Annotated in this window: 15 protein-coding genes and 1 tRNA gene; 14 read left to right on the forward strand and 2 right to left on the reverse strand. The window is 64.6% G+C overall.

The genetic code is table 11. The features are described 5' to 3' along the window. From M9H71_RS23110 to M9H71_RS23120, 3 genes are all read left to right on the forward strand, one after another. Positions 1–584: EF-Tu C-terminal domain-related protein (locus M9H71_RS23110; protein ID WP_455406988.1), on the forward strand; the 584-nt coding region annotated here is incomplete at its 5' end. A 44-nt stretch (positions 585–628) separates the two neighbouring features. Beyond that, a complete protein-coding gene (locus tag M9H71_RS23115; RefSeq protein ID WP_349644261.1) occupies positions 629–922 on the forward strand; it encodes a hypothetical protein in 294 nt (97 codons plus the stop codon). 82 nt (positions 923–1004) lie between these two features. Continuing rightward, positions 1005–1080 (forward strand) — tRNA-Trp (locus M9H71_RS23120). A gap of 165 nt (positions 1081–1245) precedes the next feature. Here the strand turns inward: M9H71_RS23120 and M9H71_RS23125 are convergent. After that, on the reverse strand, positions 1246–2457 hold the full coding sequence (locus M9H71_RS23125; RefSeq protein ID WP_455407215.1) for a PepSY-associated TM helix domain-containing protein: 1212 nt from the start codon (positions 2455–2457) through the stop codon (positions 1246–1248). Between the two features lie 91 nt (positions 2458–2548). Beyond that, on the reverse strand, positions 2549–4783 hold the full coding sequence (locus tag M9H71_RS23130) for a TonB-dependent receptor (RefSeq protein ID WP_455407216.1): 2235 nt from the start codon (positions 4781–4783) through the stop codon (positions 2549–2551). Between the two features lie 832 nt (positions 4784–5615). Between M9H71_RS23130 and secE the strand changes: the two genes are divergently transcribed. The 11 genes from secE to rpoB all read left to right on the forward strand — a co-directional run bounded on the left by secE (position 5616) and on the right by rpoB (position 18337). Then, a complete protein-coding gene (gene secE / locus M9H71_RS23135) occupies positions 5616–5804 on the forward strand; it encodes a preprotein translocase subunit SecE (RefSeq protein WP_164604270.1) in 189 nt (62 codons plus the stop codon). Positions 5805–5820: 16 nt separating this feature from the next. Further along, on the forward strand, positions 5821–6351 hold the full coding sequence (nusG, locus tag M9H71_RS23140) for a transcription termination/antitermination protein NusG (RefSeq protein ID WP_013501900.1): 531 nt from the start codon (positions 5821–5823) through the stop codon (positions 6349–6351). A gap of 163 nt (positions 6352–6514) precedes the next feature. Next, positions 6515–6943 carry a 50S ribosomal protein L11 gene (rplK, locus tag M9H71_RS23145; protein WP_013501901.1) on the forward strand — a complete coding sequence of 143 codons (429 nt, stop codon included), beginning with the start codon at positions 6515–6517 and terminating at the stop codon, positions 6941–6943. A 6-nt stretch (positions 6944–6949) separates the two neighbouring features. After that, positions 6950–7639: a 50S ribosomal protein L1 gene (rplA, locus tag M9H71_RS23150; protein WP_110785902.1), complete on the forward strand. Its 690-nt coding sequence runs from the start codon at positions 6950–6952 to the stop codon at positions 7637–7639. A gap of 103 nt (positions 7640–7742) precedes the next feature. After that, on the forward strand, positions 7743–8693 hold the full coding sequence (locus M9H71_RS23155) for an NAD(P)-dependent oxidoreductase (protein WP_455407217.1): 951 nt from the start codon (positions 7743–7745) through the stop codon (positions 8691–8693). A gap of 141 nt (positions 8694–8834) precedes the next feature. Further along, positions 8835–9299: a (2Fe-2S)-binding protein gene (locus M9H71_RS23160; protein ID WP_455407218.1), complete on the forward strand. Its 465-nt coding sequence runs from the start codon at positions 8835–8837 to the stop codon at positions 9297–9299. Between the two features lie 2 nt (positions 9300–9301). Further along, entirely contained in the window at positions 9302–11467 is a 2166-nt protein-coding gene (locus M9H71_RS23165; RefSeq protein WP_455407219.1) for a molybdopterin cofactor-binding domain-containing protein, read from the forward strand. Beyond that, the gene (locus M9H71_RS23170) at positions 11464–12114 is read left to right on the forward strand and encodes an Isoquinoline 1-oxidoreductase subunit (protein WP_455407220.1); all 651 of its coding nucleotides are present in this window, start codon (positions 11464–11466) and stop codon (positions 12112–12114) included. The genes M9H71_RS23165 and M9H71_RS23170 overlap by 4 nt, the downstream gene beginning before the upstream one ends. Positions 12115–12795: 681 nt before the next feature. Then, positions 12796–13314 (forward strand): 50S ribosomal protein L10, encoded by a 519-nt coding sequence (gene rplJ, locus M9H71_RS23175; protein ID WP_107345092.1) that lies wholly within the window; start codon positions 12796–12798, stop codon positions 13312–13314. 55 nt (positions 13315–13369) lie between these two features. Further along, a complete protein-coding gene (rplL, locus tag M9H71_RS23180; protein WP_110785897.1) occupies positions 13370–13747 on the forward strand; it encodes a 50S ribosomal protein L7/L12 in 378 nt (125 codons plus the stop codon). A gap of 465 nt (positions 13748–14212) precedes the next feature. Further along, the gene (rpoB, locus tag M9H71_RS23185; protein WP_455407221.1) at positions 14213–18337 is read left to right on the forward strand and encodes a DNA-directed RNA polymerase subunit beta; all 4125 of its coding nucleotides are present in this window, start codon (positions 14213–14215) and stop codon (positions 18335–18337) included. Positions 18338–18369 lie beyond the last annotated feature (32 nt).

An 18369-nucleotide genomic window follows, 5' to 3' on the forward strand; every position in this document is an offset into this window, starting at 1 on the left:
CGCAGCCGGAGCGTCCGATCGATCAGCCGTTCCTGATGCCGGTCGAAGACGTGTTCTCGATCTCGGGCCGCGGCACCGTGGTGACCGGTCGTGTCGAGCGCGGCGTGATCAAGGTCGGTGAGGAAATCGAAATCGTCGGCATCCGCCCGACGCAGAAGACCACCTGCACCGGCGTCGAAATGTTCCGCAAGCTGCTCGATCAGGGCCAGGCGGGCGACAACATCGGCGCGCTGCTGCGCGGCACCAAGCGTGAAGACGTCGAGCGCGGCCAGGTGCTGTGCAAGCCGGGTTCGGTGAAGCCGCACACCAAGTTCAAGGCCGAGGCCTACATCCTGACCAAGGAAGAGGGCGGCCGCCACACCCCGTTCTTCACCAACTACCGTCCGCAGTTCTACTTCCGCACCACCGACGTGACCGGTGTGGTGCATCTGCCGGAAGGCACCGAGATGGTGATGCCGGGCGACAACATCGCGATGGAAGTGCACCTGATCGTGCCGATCGCAATGGAAGAGAAGCTGCGCTTCGCCATCCGCGAAGGCGGCCGCACGGTGGGCGCCGGCGTCGTCGCCGCGATCATCGAGTAACCATCATCGCTCACGCCGAACGACAGCCGCGAGCACGTTTGATCGTGCTCGCGGCCTTTCTTTTTGCTCTGCTCGCGCCGGCGGCAGGTGAGGCGGCCTGCCCGGACCGGCCGCCATGCAAGGGCTGCGGCTGCAAAGGCGGCACCGGCTATCGCGCGCCGGACGGGCATTGCGTCGGCTTCCGCGAGCTCGACCGGGTCTGCGGCGCGCCGCCGACCCGCTGCGTGTTCGAGAATGCCCCGGGGACGGGTGCCAACCGGGATTGCGCGCTGGCGCCCCGATCACATCGCAAGTCCGGAACCGGTCCGGATGCCGTGCCTGTGGAACCTGTCGAATAGACCAAAGCCTAACCGCGTATCCCACTTGCCAGCAGGGCACCGCCTGTGCTTCAAACGGCTCGTTCGGCAGCGACGCCGACGTAGGAGTGTAGCTCAATTGGTAGAGCACCGGTCTCCAAAACCGGGGGTCGCAGGTTCGAGCCCTGCCACTCCTGCCAGCGATCCGCTAAGCATCTGATTTATCTAAAATAGTCGGTCAACGCCGGGGCTTGCGGCGTCGATTTTGGTCGCGCTGGCGGCCGCCGATTGCGGGCGATGCGGTGGCGAAGCGACAGTCTGGCCGTCGCAGCCGGCGTGGGCTGGGTGCCTTTGCAAGGGCCGGGCTAAGCAGCCAACGCCTTTGCCTTGGCGCGGAGCTTTTCGTCGCGGGCCAGCCGCGCCTTGCGCTTCTTCCACCAGACGTAGAGACCGGTATAGGCGCTGATCGCCAGCGCCAGCCCGACGAACGCGACGAAAACGCGATAGGGCAGGCCGAACACCTTGGCCATATGCAGCGATTGCAGCCACCGGCTGACGGTGTCGCCGGAATAGGCGCCAGTCGGCATCCGGGAGCCGAGTAAGGCGCCGCTGCGGGCGTCGATGAACACCCCGGTTTGGCCACGGTCGCTCTGCACGTCTCTCGACGTGTTGGCGAAATAGATGAACGCGTCGAAGCGGCGATTGTAGAATAGGTGGCTGCGGAAATTGACGGTGAAGCCGTGCTGAGCCGCCAGTTCGTCCATCGCGCGGGAGGCGATGTCGGAGGCTTGCGGCCAGCCAAGCAGCGGCTTGCTGGTGTCCGGCTTGCGCGGCTCCGGCGTTTTGCTGAACTTGAGGAAGGTCGACATCACCGGCGTATAGACCTCCTGCCGCAGATTGAGCATCACGCTCGACCACGCGAACAGGAACAGCACCGCCCACAGCCACAGGCCGGAGGCGCGGTGGACGTCGTAATGCAGCCGATACGCGCTGGACTTGTGCTTGATCAGCCACGCCGGCAACCAGCGCTTCCAGAATGGTGAGATCCGCGGGAAGGTCGATACGATGCCGACCAGGCAGTTCACCGTCCACACCAGCGCGACGAGGCCGAACAACCATTGGCCATAGGGGGCCGGCAGCGCCAGCGCATAGTGCAGCTTGTAGATGAAGCCGATCAGCGTGGTGCTATCGAACGGCGTGGCGCCGTACTTGCGCACGCCGAGCAGACGCCCGTCATACGGATCGAGGAAGGCTTGATCCGCATCGGGCTGTTTCGGATCTCTGCGCGTCAGATTGAACGGGACCGAACGATCCGGCGTCCGCAGAAACGGAAGTCCGGTGACCTGATAACCCGGCAGCGCAGCGACGGCCCGGGCATGCAGCTCGAACGGATCGAGCATCGCGGCGGGCCGTCCCTGCGCGTCCAGGCGCGGCTGCACCACATACTGCTCAGGATTAACGAGAGCCTCGAGCTCCTTCTCGAACGCCAGCAGGCTCCCGGTCACGCCGGCGACGATCAGAAACGCCGCCGCGAACAGGCCGGTCCATTTGTGGATGAAGACCGAAAACGAGATCATGCGGACCACGTCGCGGCCCGCGCGCAGGCCGGGCGTTGGCTCCGTCCGGCTCTGCGCGCATCATTCGTCATCGTCGTCGGCTTCTTCCGGATCAGAACCGGAACGTGGTCGATGCAAGATAGGTGCGCGGTGCACTGAGATAGATCTGTCGGTCCGCTGCACTGGTCATCCAGTAGCTGCTGTTGCCGACGTTCTCGACCGCGAACCGCAACGTGATCGGCTTGCCGTTCCAGGGCGAGGCGAAGGTGTAGCGCGCACCGAGATCGAACCGCGTCCAGGACGGCACCAGGAAACGGTTGGCAGCGTCGGCATAGGCCTCGCCGGAATGGACTGCTCGGCCGGTCAACGTCAGGCCGTTGGCGAAAGGCGTGTCCCATTCGGTGCCGAGGCTGACCTGCACCTCGGGAATGCCGATCGCGCGCTTGCCGTCATTGGTGCCATTCTGCGTTTTGAGCTGACGGGCATCCATGAACGACGCGCCGCCGAGCACGCGCCAACCGGTCGTGAGTTCGCCGAAGGTGTTGATCTCGACGCCGCGATTGCGGTTCTCGCCATCGATCGAGTAGATCGGCAAGGGTGAATTCGGAACGGTTATCTGCGCCGGCCGCGAGATGTCATAGGCGGCGACCGTGGTGGTGAACCGCCCCCAATCGACCTTCACGCCCATTTCGTGCTGCACAGACTTGTAGGGCGGGAACACCTGTCCCTGGTTCTGGAAACCGGCGTCCACGATCGTGCCCATCATCAGGCCTTCGATGTAGTTGGCGTAGACGGAGACGTTCTCCAGCGGCTTGATCACGAGCATGTAGGCCGGGGACCATGTGCCCGCTTTGTAGCTCGAGGTCGTGGCGCCGGTGATCGCGTCGAACGCGTCCGACCCAGCTTCCTGCCGGCGGATACCCATCGTGAACTGGATGCGCTTGTTCAGCACCGACATCGTGTCGGCGATGCCGTAGCTGTTTAACGAGCTGACATTGGCCTTGACGACGTCCAGTTCCGGGATCGACTGGAAGGGCGCGGGGATCGGGTTGTAGATGTTGGACCTGACCAGCGTGCCAGTGCTGCGCGAGCCGTCGATCTGGCCGCTCCACAGCGTGGTGTTGAAATTGACCTCGTGCAGCACCGGACCGGTTTCCACCGTGGCCCGAAAACCTGCCTGTTCGGTATGGTTGTGTCGGTTTTGTCGGTTGATGAAGGGCGTGGACGTGGTGTCGCCGAGGGCGTTGACGATGGTTGGATTGGCGATCTTCGGAGTGATGGCATTGTCGAAGAAACCACCGCCGCCATAGATGGTCAGCCAGTCGGTGACGTCCACTTCCGCCTGGAAAAGCGCTGCTGTGTTCGATCCCTTGATGCCGGTCCAGGCCGGAATCCAGAAATTGGTCGGGGAGGGCGGTGTCGGTACGGCCGTCAGGCTCGTGCTCAACGTGCTGCGACCGCTGAGGCCGTTGCCGCTGAATTCGTTGTAGAGCACGTCGGCGGAGACCCGCACGCGCTCGCCGCGATAATCCAGCGCCAGCGCGTGGCTCTGATCCCGCAGGCTCTGATTGTCGACCTCAGTCTTGCCGTCGCGATAGCTGCCGTTGTAGCGGACGCCGAATTCTTTGTGTTCGCCGTAGCGCTGGCCGACGTCGAGATGCACGCCGCCTTGTCCGCGCGAGGCGAACGACGTGGTTAGTTCGGCGATCGGCTTGTTGCGTGCGCGCTTCAACACGAGATTGATGGCTCCGCCGATCGAATCGTCGGGCGACTGGCCGTTGAGCAGGCCGCTCAGGCCCTTGATCACCTCGACGCGCTCGACTGCATCGAGAACGTTGAAGTTGTTGTTGCCGATCAGGCCGAAATAGCCGTTGATGCCGACGGCGGTGTTGCCGAGCAGGAAGCCGCGGATCACCGGCTGTTCGCGGCCGATATTGCGCGGCAGCGCCGAGGCGACGGCGGGATCGTTGACGAGTACGTCCGCCAGCGTGCGCGCCTGCGTGTTCTCGACGAGCTCGCGCGTGTAGGTGGTCTGGTTGAACGGCGTATCGAGCACGCCGCGATTGCCGAGCAGACCGACCTGACCGCCGTTCGCGACCTGGCCGCCGGCATAAGACGGCGTCAGCGCACCGACTGTGCCGCGGCTGGGTACGACGTAGGGAACCGGAGCGACCGGCTGCAGCGGCGCTACCGCGGCACGGCGGGGCGCGGCGCGCGGGGCCGACGCTCGGCGGGCGGGTTTGGCGCTCGGCTTGCTTTGCCGTGTCGGGGCTTCGACGCTGATCGCAGGCAGCGTCGACTGTGCATGCGCCGGTGCGACGAAGTCGATCGCGAGTGATACAGTCACGAATGACAAAGTGAGATGGCTCACAGCACCAAGGCACGCAACGCGAGCCACATTGTCGAGTATCACTTCCTTCGCCCCTCCCAGAAGACGCCAATGAGAATGCGCCAGAGGAGATGCGGTCTACGAAAACGATCGCGGTCGCAAGACGAGCACAATTAGAACAGATCAAATGAGAGGTCGCGTCCGGACCTGCGCGCCTTGCGGATGCACGGTTGTGAGCGAACGTCGCGCGCTGCTCGCTTGCGATAATGTCGTCGAAGTCGAGCGATCTGTCGTTATCATCTGGCGTATTTCGAAGTAGCGAAACGAGCCACCTTGGACCGAGCTGTCGTTGGCCTCCGATCCGCGGCCGACCCCTGGTCCTGTTTGTGCGACCATCCGTCGCGATGGCCGGCCGGAGACAGTGGATAATCTCGGTGGGGGCCGATCCACTGGATCCATGCGTCCAAGGCGCGGAACGCGAAACCGAAGGGGCGGCCCGTGGCCGGATCGCCTGCGTGAAGCCCGGCTGCCCGCTGGGGTGCCAATTGGAGCGCGCGGGCGGCCAAGGCGGCCCGACCGAACGGCATCCCGGACGGCATCCAGCCGCCCAGAGGGAGGGCGGAACGCCCCCCGTTGGGGGCGCATCTTGACCTTATGGACGTGGCGCAGTAGACAGCCTCACTCGCTGCCGGCCCGTTTTGACGGATTTCCGGCGCGGCTTTGATTTCCCGAAAAACAGGGCCCGGTTGGCGGCTCATCCTGAAGCTGAGGGGTTCCTTGGCAAAGGTTGGGCGCAACAGGGCTGTCTGGCTTTCATCAACCCGATATCGAGACTGAACCGGATCACGCCATGGCCTTCAGCCCGTTCAAATTCCTGCAGGAAGTGCGGAGCGAGACCGCCAAGGTGACCTGGCCGACCCGCCGCGAAACCTCGATCACCACGATCATGGTGTTCGTGATGGTGGCGCTGGCTTCGATCTTCTTTTTTGCCGCCGACCAGGTGATCAGCATGCTGATCCGCCTGTTGCTCGGCGTCTAACGGCAGGCCCCGCCCTATGAGCATGCGCTGGTACATCGTCCACGCCTATTCGAACTTCGAAAAGAAGGTCGCCGAATCGATTCGCGAGCAGGCCAAGCAGCGTGGCCTGGAGGATCTGTTCGAGCAGGTGCTGGTGCCGACCGAGAAGGTCACCGAGGTGCGCCGCGGCCGCAAGGTCGACGCCGAGCGCAAGTTCTTCCCCGGCTACGTGCTGGTGAAGATGAACCTCACCGACGAGGCCTTTCACCTGATCAAGAACACCCCGAAGGTCACCGGCTTCCTCGGCGCCGAGAACAAGCCGATGCCGATTTCGGAGTCCGAGGCGATGCGCATTCTGCACCAGGTGCAGGAAGGCGTGGAGCGCCCGAAGGCGTCGGTGTCGTTCGAGATCGGCGAAAACGTCCGCGTCGCCGACGGCCCGTTCGCGTCGTTCTCCGGCGTGGTCGAGGAAATCGACGAGGCGCGCTCGCGCGTGAAGGTCGCCGTGTCGATCTTCGGCCGAGCGACCCCGGTCGAACTGGAATTCGGTCAGGTCGAGAAGGTCTGATCGTTGCTGTCATTGCTGGGTCAAGTCCGGGCATGACGGGAGTGAGCGGGGCTTGCGCCTTGCTCAAAATCGACGTGGGAGGCGTGCCGGTGATCGCCAGTCATCGGAAACCGCCCCACCACGAAACCTGAAACCGCCGGCTCGCCGGCAACAGGAGAGTTAGATGGCAAAGAAAGTAACCGGATACCTGAAGTTGCAGGTGCCGGCCGGAGCGGCGAACCCGTCGCCTCCGATCGGTCCCGCGCTTGGTCAGCGCGGCCTCAACATCATGGAGTTCTGCAAGGCGTTCAACGCGCAGACCCAGAAGGAAGAGAAGAACACGCCGATTCCGGTGGTGATCACGATCTACGCCGATCGGTCGTTCACCTTCGAGATGAAGACCCCGCCGATGTCCTACTTCCTCAAGCAGGCGGCCAAGATCCAGTCCGGCTCGAAAGCGCCGGGCCGCGACGTCGCCGGCAAGGTGACCTCCGCCCAGGTGCGCGAGATCGCCGAGAAGAAGATGAAGGATCTCAATTGCGACACCGTCGAGTCGGCCATGCGCATGGTCGAGGGTTCTGCCCGCTCGATGGGCCTGCAGGTCGAGGGGTAACGGATCATGGCAATCGGTAAGCGTCTGAAGAAGATCCGCGAAGGCATCGATCGCACCAAGCTGTATCCGCTCGACGAGGCGGTGAAGCTGATCAAGGAGCGCGCGATCTCGAAGTTCGACGAGACCATCGAGGTCGCGATCAACCTCGGCGTCGATCCCCGCCACGCCGACCAGATGGTCCGCGGCGTGGTCATGCTGCCGAACGGCACCGGCCGCACCGTGCGCGTCGGCGTGTTCGCGCGCGGCGCCAAGGCGGACGAAGCCAAGGCTGCGGGTGCCGACGTGGTCGGCGCGGAGGATCTGGTGGAGCAGGTGCAGGCGGGCAACATCAACTTCGACCGCTGCATCGCCACCCCGGACATGATGCCCCTGGTCGGCCGCCTCGGTAAGGTACTCGGCCCGCGCGGCATGATGCCGAACCCGAAGATCGGCACGGTGACCATGGACGTTGCCGGCGCGGTCAAGGGCGCCAAGGGCGGTTCGGTCGAGTTCCGCGTCGAGAAGGCCGGTATCATCCAGGCCGGCGTCGGCAAGGCCTCGTTCGAAGCCGACAAGCTGGTGGAGAACATCAAGGCGCTCGCGGACGCGGTCAACAAGGCCAAGCCGAGCGGCGCCAAGGGCACCTACATTCAGCGCGTCGCGGTGTCCTCGACGATGGGCCCGGGCGTGAAGGTCGAGCCGGGCACCGTCCACTAAGTCCGTGCCCGGACGATCGACGATTTGAAAGAGGGCGGACGGGGCAACCCGTTCGCCCTTTTTGTTTGCTCGCAAACCAACAACAACAAACATGAGGGCAGGAATGGCCGACAAGGTTCTGGTGACGTCGCGGTTCGGCAGGTCGATGCTGGGGCGGTTCGCCGAGCGCTTCGAACTGCTCGAGACCGCGGGCAAGCCGGCCGATCAGGTGTTCGGCGCCGCCGAGCTGGCCAATGTCCGCGCGCTGCTGACGATGGGCGGCCAGCCGCTCGGCCGCGCGACCTTCGACATGTTGCCGGCGCTCGGGGCGGTGGTCTGCTACGGCACCGGCTATGACGGCGTCGATCTGAAAGCCGCCGCCGAGCGCGGCATCGTGGTCGGCAACAGCCCGGCGGCGAATGCATCCGCCGTTGCCGATCTGGCGCTGGCCTTGCTGCTCGCCTTGATGCGCCGCGTGCTGCCGGCGGACGCTTATGTGCGCGCCGGCGGCTGGTCGGGCGCCAAGCCGTCGCCGATGCTCAAGCCGCCGCGTGGGCTCACCGGTGCCAAGGTCGGCGTCTACGGCATCGGCGAGATCGGTCGCAAGATCGCTGCGCGCGTCGCCGGCTTCGAGACCGAGGTCGCTTATCACAGCCGCAGCCGGCACGACGTGCCGTATCGCTATATCGGCGACCTCGGTGAATTGGTCGACTGGTGCGACGTTCTGCTCGTCGCGGTCCGCGCCGGCCCCGACACCGAGAACATCATCGACGCGAAGATGCTGAAGCGGCTCGGGCCGAGTGGGGTGCTGGTGAACATCTCGCGCGGCTCGGTGATCGATCAGCCGGCCTTGATCGAAGCCCTTCGTGAGGGGGCCATCGCCGGCGCCGGCCTCGACGTCTACGCGCAGGAGCCCTACGCGCCCGATGCGCTGGCGGAGTTTCCGAACGTGGTGCTGACGCCGCATATCGGCGGGCATACCCTGGAGGCGCACGTCGCCATGCAGGATTGCGTAATCGCCAATCTGGCAGCGTATTTCGAGGGAAAGCCGCTGCCCTATCCGGTCGAAGGATAGTACCTAACGGCAGGCCCTTTTAACGCAACAGACCCGCTTTCGTTCCGTCGCGACGCGAGGATTTCGTCGCAACTTGATGTGAGTTGTAGTTGCTAATTCGTCGCAGTTAGGTTCGCTCCCTGATTTCAGGGAGGCGCGCCGATGGCGGCGTTTACACTTTCCATCAACGGGCAGGCGCATGCGGTCGACGTCGATCCTGATACGCCGCTGCTGTGGGCGATCCGCGACGGCGCGGGACTGACCGGCACCAAATACGGCTGCGGCGTCGCGCAATGCGGCGCCTGCACGGTGCACATTGATGGTCAGAGCATGCGCTCGTGCTCGCTGCCGGTGTCGGCGGTGGGGGATCGCAAGATCACCACGATCGAGGGGCTCAGCAGCAACGAAGGCCGCGCGGTGCAGGCCGCCTGGGCAGCGATCGACGTGCCGCAATGCGGCTACTGCCAGTCCGGCCAGGTGATGAGCGCAACTGCGCTGCTGGCGCAGAACAAGGCCCCCACCGACCGGGACATCGATCTGGCGATGAACGGCAACATCTGCCGCTGCGCCACCTATGTCCGCATTCGCGCCGCGATCCATCAAGCCGCGAAATCGCTGGAGGGCTGAGCATGACCATGCACGATCGCAGCCTTTCCCGTCGCAGCGTCCTCAAGGCCGGTGCGGGCCTCGTGATCGGCGCTTACGTTGCCGCCCGCGCACCCGCCTTCGCCCAGAACCAGCCGGCGCCGCAGCAGGTCAACATTGCGCCCAACACCTTCCTGATCATCAAGCCGGACTCCACCGTGACAGTGCTGTGTAAGCACATCGAGATGGGGCAGGGGCCGCTCACCGGGATGGCGACGCTGGTCGCCGAAGAGCTCGACGCGGACTGGGCGCAGATGCGCGCCGAGCACGCGCCGTCGAACCCGGCGCTTTACAAGAACTTGCTGTTCGGCTTGCAGGGCACCGGCGGCTCCAGCGCGATCGCCAATTCCTATGATCAGATGCGGAAAGTCGGCGCTGCGGCACGCGAAATGCTGGTCGCCGCCGCCGCCGAAAGCTGGGATGTGCCGGCCAGCGAGGTCACAGTCGAGAACGGGATCTTGCGCCATCGCTCCGGCAAAGTGGGGCGGTTCGGCGAGTTTGCCGACAAGGCGATGGAGATGCCGGTGCCGGTGGATCCGAAGTTGAAGGATCCATCCGAGTTCAAGCTGATCGGCAAGGAAGGGGCGGTCAAGCGTCTCGACAGCGTCGAGAAATCTAACGGCTCTGCAGTGTTCACGCTCGATATCAACGAGCCGGAGATGTTGACCGTGCTGGTCGCGCGGTCGCCGCGGTTCGGCGGCAAGGTCTCATCGTTCGATGCGAGTGCGGCCAGGAAGGTGCCGGGTGTCGTCGACGTCAAGCAGGTGCCGACCGGCGTTGCGGTCTATGCCACCGGCTTCTGGCCAGCCAAGCAGGGCCGCGACAAGCTGAAGATCATCTGGGACGACTCCGCAGCGGAGACGCGCAGCACGGCCGACATCCTCGGTGAGTTCCGGGAGCTGTCGAACAAGCCCGGCCGCGTCGTCAAGGCGAAGGGGGATTTCGACGCGGCGGTAGCTGACGGCGGCCGGCTCATCGAGGCGGAGTTCGTGTTTCCGTATCTGGCGCATGCGCCGATGGAGCCGCTGAACGGTTTCATTCACTGGCAGGGCGAGACCGCTTCGGCTCGGTACGGCTGCCAGTTTCCAACCCCCGATCACGGTGTGATCGCCGAGGTATTGGGCATCGGCGTCGACAAGATCAAGCTGCAAACTATCCTGGCCGGCGGCAGCTTCGGCCGTCGCGCCCAGCAATCGGCGCAGGTCGCGCGCGAGCTCGCCGAGGTCGCCAAGGCGTTCGGGCCGGGCCGGCCGATCAAGCTGGTGTGGACCCGCGAGGACGACATGCGGGGCGGGTTCTACCGGCCGTTCGGCCTGCATCGGATGCGGGGCGTGGTGAAGGACGGCAAGATCGCTGCCTGGAGCGACACCGTCGTCGGCCAGTCGATCATGAAGGGATCGGCGTTCGAGGCGATGATGAAAGACGGTCTCGACCCCACGCTGGTCGAGGGCTCGAACGAGTTGCCCTATGACATCGCCAACTTCAAATGCGAGGCGCATCAGGTCGAGATCGGCGTTCCAGTGCTGTGGTGGCGGTCGGTCGGCCACACCCACACCGGCTACGCGGTCGAGGCGTTCGTCGATCAGTTGCTCGAAGCCGCCGGCCAGGACCCGGTCGAAGGCCGACTGGCGATGATGCAGGACAAGCCGCGCCACGCCGGCGTGCTGGGCGCGGTGGCGGAGAAGGCCGACTGGAAGGGCGCCAGACTGGAAACCGGCCGCGCCCGTGGCGTTGCGGTGGTCGAGAGCTTCAACACCTTCGTAGCGCAGATCGTCGAGATGTCGGTCGGCGACAGCGGTCCCAAAGTGCACAAGGTGTGGGTCGCCGTGGACTGCGGGGTGGCGGTCAATCCGGACATCATCCGCGCCCAGATGGAGGGCGGTGTCGGCTTCGCGCTCGGTCACATCCTCTATGCCGAGCAGCCGATCGACAACGGCCGCCCGGTCGCCGGCAATTTCGACACCTACCGGTCGCTGCGGATCGACGAAATGCCGGAAATCGACGTCACCATCGTTCAGTCCACCGAGAAGCCGACCGGAGTCGGCGAGCCCGGCGTGCCGCCGCTCGGGCCGGCGGTCGCCAATGCGATGGCCAAACTCGGCCTCGGCCGGCCGCGGCAATTGCCCATCGTGCCGGGAGCCGCCGCATGAGCCGGGTCCGTCAGGCCGTCCTGGCCGGTTTCGCCGGGGTGATGGCCGCCAGTCTGGTCGCGGTCGTCGGACCGCTGATGCCGGGCGAGGCTGATGCAGCCAGCCGCGCGGCCGATCCCAATCAGCTTCGGCCGGTCTCGGACTTCGCCAAGATCCGCGACAAGCAGAAGCGGGCGATCGCGCTGTTCGAGGAGGCCGGCAAGGTCATTACCTCGCCGCGCTGCATGAACTGCCATCCGGCCGGCGACCGGCCGACCCAGACCGACGCGATGCGACCGCATCAGCCGCTGGTGGTGCGCGGCGAGCATGGCCTCGGCCCGCCTGGCGGACTCGCTTGCACCACCTGCCACCACCAGGCGAACTTCGATGCGGCCGGCGTGCCGGGCAATCCGAAATGGGCGTTGGCGCCGCTCGAGATGGCGTGGCAGGGCAAGACGCTGGGCCAGATTTGCGTCCAGATCAAAGACCGAACCCGCAACGGCAACAAGGACATGGCCGCGCTGGTGCATCATATGGCTGAGGATGAGCTGGTCGGCTGGGGCTGGCATCCGGGCGAGGGGCGCACCCCGGCGCCGGGAACGCAGAAGCAGTTCGGTGCGCTGATCAAGGCGTGGGCCGAGGCCGGCGCTGCATGCCCGAAGGGGTGAACGAGTGGTGCGAGCTTTGACCGGGAGGCTTGCGCGGGCCGGCACGATCCGGCAGGATTCGCGAAGTCGCTGCAGCTGAGCGCGCCCCGTGCTGGGTGCGCTATGCCAAAATCGTGCCGATTAGCGAAGTTTGCTCTTGGCAAGCGCATTAAGACTCGCTAAACACCCCGCTCCGGGCGTGCCGGCTGTGGCTGGCGCGCCCGTGCGCGCATTCCAATGACCTGATCGATAGGAGACTGTTCCTTCAACTCATCCACCCGGATCGCTGAAGGATGCAGAATACTGTCGCTCGGATCGGAGTGCGAGCAGGGATCGGAAAAGGTCGATGGGTCGGCTTGCCGGACTGTCTGCCAAACGATCTCGGTCCTGTCCGAGACTGCAGGCGCCGAAGCGGAAGCAATCGTTTCCTCAGAGGCTTAATCATACGGCCTGCATAGACGGGTGAAGACCGGATTTTGTATCCCGACGCTGCGGGCGGCGGGATGCGGATAGGGTTCGAACCTCGACACCCCGTTCGGGCGAAGGCGATCAGCCGGAGCTGGTTCGGGAGGGCAGGCAATTCACGATCGTCTTGCCCTACGTGTCCTTGGAGGCTTGTGCCTCGGGGTCGGGTTGGAGCGGGACGGTGGGTGCAACCCGGTGGTCCTGCTCGCAGGGACCGCCAACCGGAGAGAGCTTGCTGTGGAAAGAGCGGCAAAAAAAGAGGCGGTCGAATCGCTGAATGGTCTGTTCCAGACCACCAGCGTCGCGATCGTCGCTCACTATTCCGGCCTCACCGTTGCCCAGATGCAGAAGCTGCGTCAGCAGATGAAGCAGGCGGGCGCCTCGGTGAAGGTTTCGAAGAACCGTCTCGCCAAAATTGCTCTTGAAGGCACCGACGTCGCAGCCATCGGCTCCCTGCTGAAGGGGCCGACTGTGATCGCTACGTCCAGCGATCCGGTCGCGGCGCCGAAAGTTGCCGTCGAATTCGCCAAGGCGAACGAGAAGTTCGTCATTCTCGGCGGTTCGATGGGCACAACCGTCCTGAACGTCGATGGTGTGAAGGCTCTGGCCTCGCTGCCGTCGCTCGATGAACTGCGCGCCAAGCTGGTCGGCCTTGTCCAGGCCCCGGCGACCAAGATCGCGCAGGTCACCACTGCTCCGGCTGCCAAGCTGGCTCGCGTGGTTCAGGCCTATGCCTCCAAAAGCGAAGCGGCCTGACGCTTCACTCCCAATCAACCCTGGTTCGAACTGATACCCGTAAGGAACTGATTCAATGGCTGATCTGCAGAAGATTGTTGACGACCTGTCGAGCCTCACCGTGCTCGAAGCCGCTGAGCTCGCCAAGATGCTCGAAGAGAAGTGGGGCGTCTCGGCCGCTGCGGCCGTCGCGGTTGCCGCTGCTCCGGGCGCCGGTGGCGCCGCTGCTCCGGCGGAAGAGAAGACCGACTTCACCGTTGTCCTGGCCGCGGCCGGCGACAAGAAGATCGAGGTGATCAAGGAAGTCCGCGCCATCACCGGCCTGGGCCTCAAGGAAGCCAAGGATCTGGTCGAAGGCGCTCCGAAGCCGCTCAAGGAAGGCGTCAACAAGGAAGAAGCCGACAAGATCAAGGCCCAGCTCGAAAAGGCTGGCGCGAAGGTCGAACTCAAGTAAGTCGATCGGTTTCGCCGGGCCCGGGTCTCCCGGGTCCGGCACGGTCGCGGTTCGGACCATCGGTCCGGGCGGCAACGGCGAGGCGGGCTGCGGTGTGCCCGGACGAGCCGTCACAGGAATGTGTGGAAAAGCGTGGGTGCAACCCCTCGAATCTCCACATTGCCGTCCCATATTGGTGCGGCAGCACGAAAGCGCAGGCGCGATGGGCGTGGTAACGTGTCCGCGCAGCCTTTAGGAGAATCGGCAATTTCGGGCTTTTTCGGTCTGTGACGACGAGGTTTTCGACGGGCGGGTGCGGCAGCGCCCCGCGCGTTATTTTGCGTTCGGAATTAGTGCTGAGCCGACTTAGGATTTAGTTCCTGAAATCTGGCTCCTGAATTTCGGATGTTCGGTATTCAACCCGGGGGCGAGGCGGCTCGCGCTCCGGACGGTTCGCCCAACCGGGCGACGAAACGAGAGGCCACGATGGCGCAGCAGACGTTCACCGGTCGCAAACGCGTTCGCAAGTTCTTCGGTCACATCCGGGAAGTCGCGGAGATGCCGAACCTCATCGAGGTTCAGAAGGCGTCCTACGACCAGTTCCTGATGGTTGCCGAGCCGCCCGGCGGGCGGCCGGACGAGGGCCTGCAGGCGGTGTTCCGGTCGGTCTTCCCGATCTCGGACTTCTCCAACGCCTCGATGCTCGAATTCGTTCGCTACGAATTCGAACCGCCGAAGTACGACGTCGACGAGTGCCGCCAGCGCGGCATGACCTATGCTGCGCCGCTGAAGGTGACGCTGCGTCTCATTGTGTTCGATATCGACGAGGAAACCGGCGCCCGCTCCGTGAAGGACATCAAGGAGCAGGATGTCTACATGGGCGACATCCCGCTGATGACGATGAACGGTACCTTCATCGTCAACGGCACCGAGCGCGTCATCGTCTCGCAGATGCACCGGTCGCCGGGCGTGTTCTTCGATCACGACAAGGGCAAGACCCATTCGTCGGGCAAGCTGCTGTTCGCCGCCCGCATCATTCCGTATCGCGGCTCCTGGCTCGACATCGAGTTCGACGCCAAGGACATCGTCTACGCGCGTATCGACCGTCGCCGCAAGTTGCCGGTGACGTCGCTGATGTTCGCCCTCGGCCTCGACGGCGAAGAGATCCTGTCGACCTTCTACAACAAGATCCTCTACAAGCGGACCAAGGAAGGCTGGCGCGTTCCGTTCGACGTCAACCGCTTCCGCGGCTACTCGACCGTCAACGACCTGATCGATGCCGACACCGGCAAGGTCGTGCTCGAAGCCGGCAAGAAGCTGACCGTGCGCGCCGCCCGCCAGCTCCAGGAGAAGGGCCTCAAGGCGTTGCGGATGTCCGACGAGGAACTCGTCGGCAACTATCTGGCCGAGGATCTGGTCAACCCGAAGACGGGTGAGATCTATGCGGAAGCCGGTGAGGAGATCACCGACAAGACGCTGAAGATGCTCAACGAGGAGGGTTACAAGGAGCTTCCGCTGCTCGACATCGACCACGTCAATGTCGGTCCCTACATCCGCAACACGCTGAACGCCGACAAGAACATGACGCGTGAGGACGCGCTGTTCGACATCTACCGGGTGATGCGTCCGGGCGAGCCGCCGACCCTGGAATCCGCCCAGAATATGTTCCAGTCGCTGTTCTTCGACGCCGAGCGCTACGACCTGTCGGCCGTGGGTCGCGTCAAGATGAACATGCGTCTCGACCTCGATGCGCCGGACACCCATCGCACGCTGCGCAAGGAAGACATCCTGGCGGTGATCAAGACCCTGGTCGGCCTGCGGGACGGCAAGGGCGAGATCGACGACATCGACCATCTCGGTAACCGCCGGGTGCGTTCGGTCGGCGAACTGATGGAGAACCAGTACCGCATCGGTCTGCTCCGCATGGAGCGTGCCATCAAGGAGCGTATGTCGAGCGTCGACATCGACACCGTGATGCCGCAGGACCTGATCAACGCCAAGCCGGCGGCTGCCGCGGTGCGCGAATTCTTCGGCTCGTCGCAGCTCTCGCAGTTCATGGACCAGACCAACCCGCTGTCGGAGATCACCCACAAGCGCCGCCTGTCGGCGCTCGGCCCGGGCGGTCTGACCCGCGAGCGCGCCGGCTTCGAAGTCCGCGACGTGCATCCGACCCATTACGGCCGGATCTGCCCGATCGAGACGCCGGAAGGTCCGAACATCGGTCTGATCAACTCGCTGGCGACCTTCGCCCGCGTCAACAAATACGGTTTCGTCGAGACCCCGTACCGCAAGGTCAAGGAAGGCAGCGTCACCGACGAGGTGGTGTATCTGTCGGCGATGGAAGAGGGCCGCTACGCGGTCGCGCAGGCCAACGTGGCGCTCGACGCCAAGGGTAAGTTCACCGACGATCTGGTGGTCTGCCGCGCCGGCGGGACCCGCGACGTCGTGCCGATGCCGGCCGACCAGGTCGACTACATGGACGTGTCGCCGAAGCAGCTCGTTTCGGTCGCCGCGGCGCTGATCCCGTTCCTCGAGAACGACGACGCCAACCGCGCGCTGATGGGCTCGAACATGCAGCGCCAGGCGGTGCCGCTGGTTCGCGCCGAGGCGCCGTTCGTCGGCACCGGCATGGAAGGCGTGGTCGCCCGTGACTCGGGCGCTGCGATCGCCGCGCGCCGCACCGGCGTGATCGACCAGATCGACGCCACCCGCGTCGTGATCCGCGCCACCGAAGATCTCGATCCGACCAAGTCGGGCGTCGATATCTACCGGCTGATGAAGTATCAGCGCTCCAACCAGTCGACCTGCATCAACCAGCGTCCGCTGGTGAAGGTCGGTGACCACGTCAAGAAGGGCGACATCATCGCCGACGGTCCGTCGACCGATCTCGGTGAGCTGGCGCTCGGCCGCAACGTGCTGGTCGCGTTCATGCCGTGGAATGGCTACAACTTCGAAGACTCGATTCTGCTCTCCGAGCGGATCGTGAAGGAAGACGTCTTCACCTCGATCCACATCGAGGAATTCGAGGTGATGGCGCGCGACACCAAGCTCGGCCCCGAGGAAATCACCCGCGACATTCCGAACGTTTCGGAAGAAGCGCTGAAGAACCTCGACGAAGCCGGCATCGTCTACATCGGCGCCGAAGTCCGCGCCGGCGACATCCTGGTCGGCAAGATCACGCCGAAGGGCGAAAGCCCGATGACGCCGGAAGAAAAGCTGCTGCGCGCCATCTTCGGTGAAAAGGCCTCGGACGTTCGCGACACCTCGCTGCGGGTGCCGCCGGGCGTGCAGGGCACCATCGTCGAAGTCCGCGTCTTCAACCGTCACGGCGTCGACAAGGACGAGCGTGCGCTGGCGATCGAGCGGGAAGAGATCGAACGCCTCGCCAAGGACCGCGACGACGAGCAGGCGATTCTCGACCGTAACGTCTACGGCCGTCTCGCCGACCTGCTCGACGGCCGCCAGGGTATCGCCGGTCCGAAGGGCTTCAAGAAGGACACCAAGATCACCCGCGCGGAGCTCGAAGAGTATCCGAAGTCGCAGTGGTGGCTGTTCGCGGCGCCGAACGACAAGCTGATGGCCGAAATCGAGGCCATGCGGAAGCAGTATGACGAGTCGAAGAAGGGCCTCGAACAGCGCTTCCTCGATAAGGTCGAGAAGCTGCAGCGCGGTGACGAACTGCCGCCCGGCGTGATGAAGATGGTCAAGGTCTTCGTCGCGGTGAAGCGCAAGATCCAGCCGGGCGACAAGATGGCCGGCCGCCACGGCAACAAGGGCGTGGTGTCGAAGATCGTGCCGATCGAGGACATGCCGTTCCTGGAGGATGGTACCCACGCCGACATCGTGCTGAACCCGCTCGGCGTGCCGAGCCGCATGAACGTCGGTCAGATTCTGGAGACGCATCTCGGCTGGGCGTGCGCCGGTCTCGGCAAGCGCATCGGCGAGACGATCGACAGCTACTACCAGAGCCAGGACCTCGCGCCGCTGCGCGAGACCCTGCGCAAGATCTACGGCGAGCACGAGACCATCAAGTCGCTCGACGACGGCGAACTGCTCGAACTCGGCCGCAATCTCAGCCACGGCGTGCCGATCGCGACCCCGGTGTTCGACGGCGCCAAGGAGGCCGACATCGAAGAGATGTTGAAGCTCGCGGGCTTCGACGCTTCGGGTCAGTCGACCGTGTACGACGGCCGCACCGGCGATCAGTTCGATCGGCGTGTGACCGTCGGCTACATCTACATGCTGAAGCTGCATCACCTCGTGGACGACAAGATCCACGCCCGGTCGATCGGTCCGTACTCGCTCGTCACCCAGCAGCCGCTGGGCGGCAAGGCGCAGTTCGGCGGCCAGCGCTTCGGCGAAATGGAGGTGTGGGCGCTCGAAGCCTACGGCGCGGCCTACACGCTGCAGGAGATGCTGACGGTGAAGTCGGACGACGTCGCCGGCCGCACCAAGGTGTACGAGGCGATCGTGCGCGGCGACGACACGTTCGAGGCCGGTATCCCGGAATCGTTCAACGTGCTCGTCAAGGAAATGCGCTCGCTCGGCCTCAACGTCGACCTGCACAATTCCAAGTTGGCGGCGCCGCCGCCGGCCGAAGCGGCCGAGTAACTCAATGCGTCGACCCCGGCGGCGCGCTTTGC

The organism is Rhodopseudomonas parapalustris (assembly GCF_053772255.1).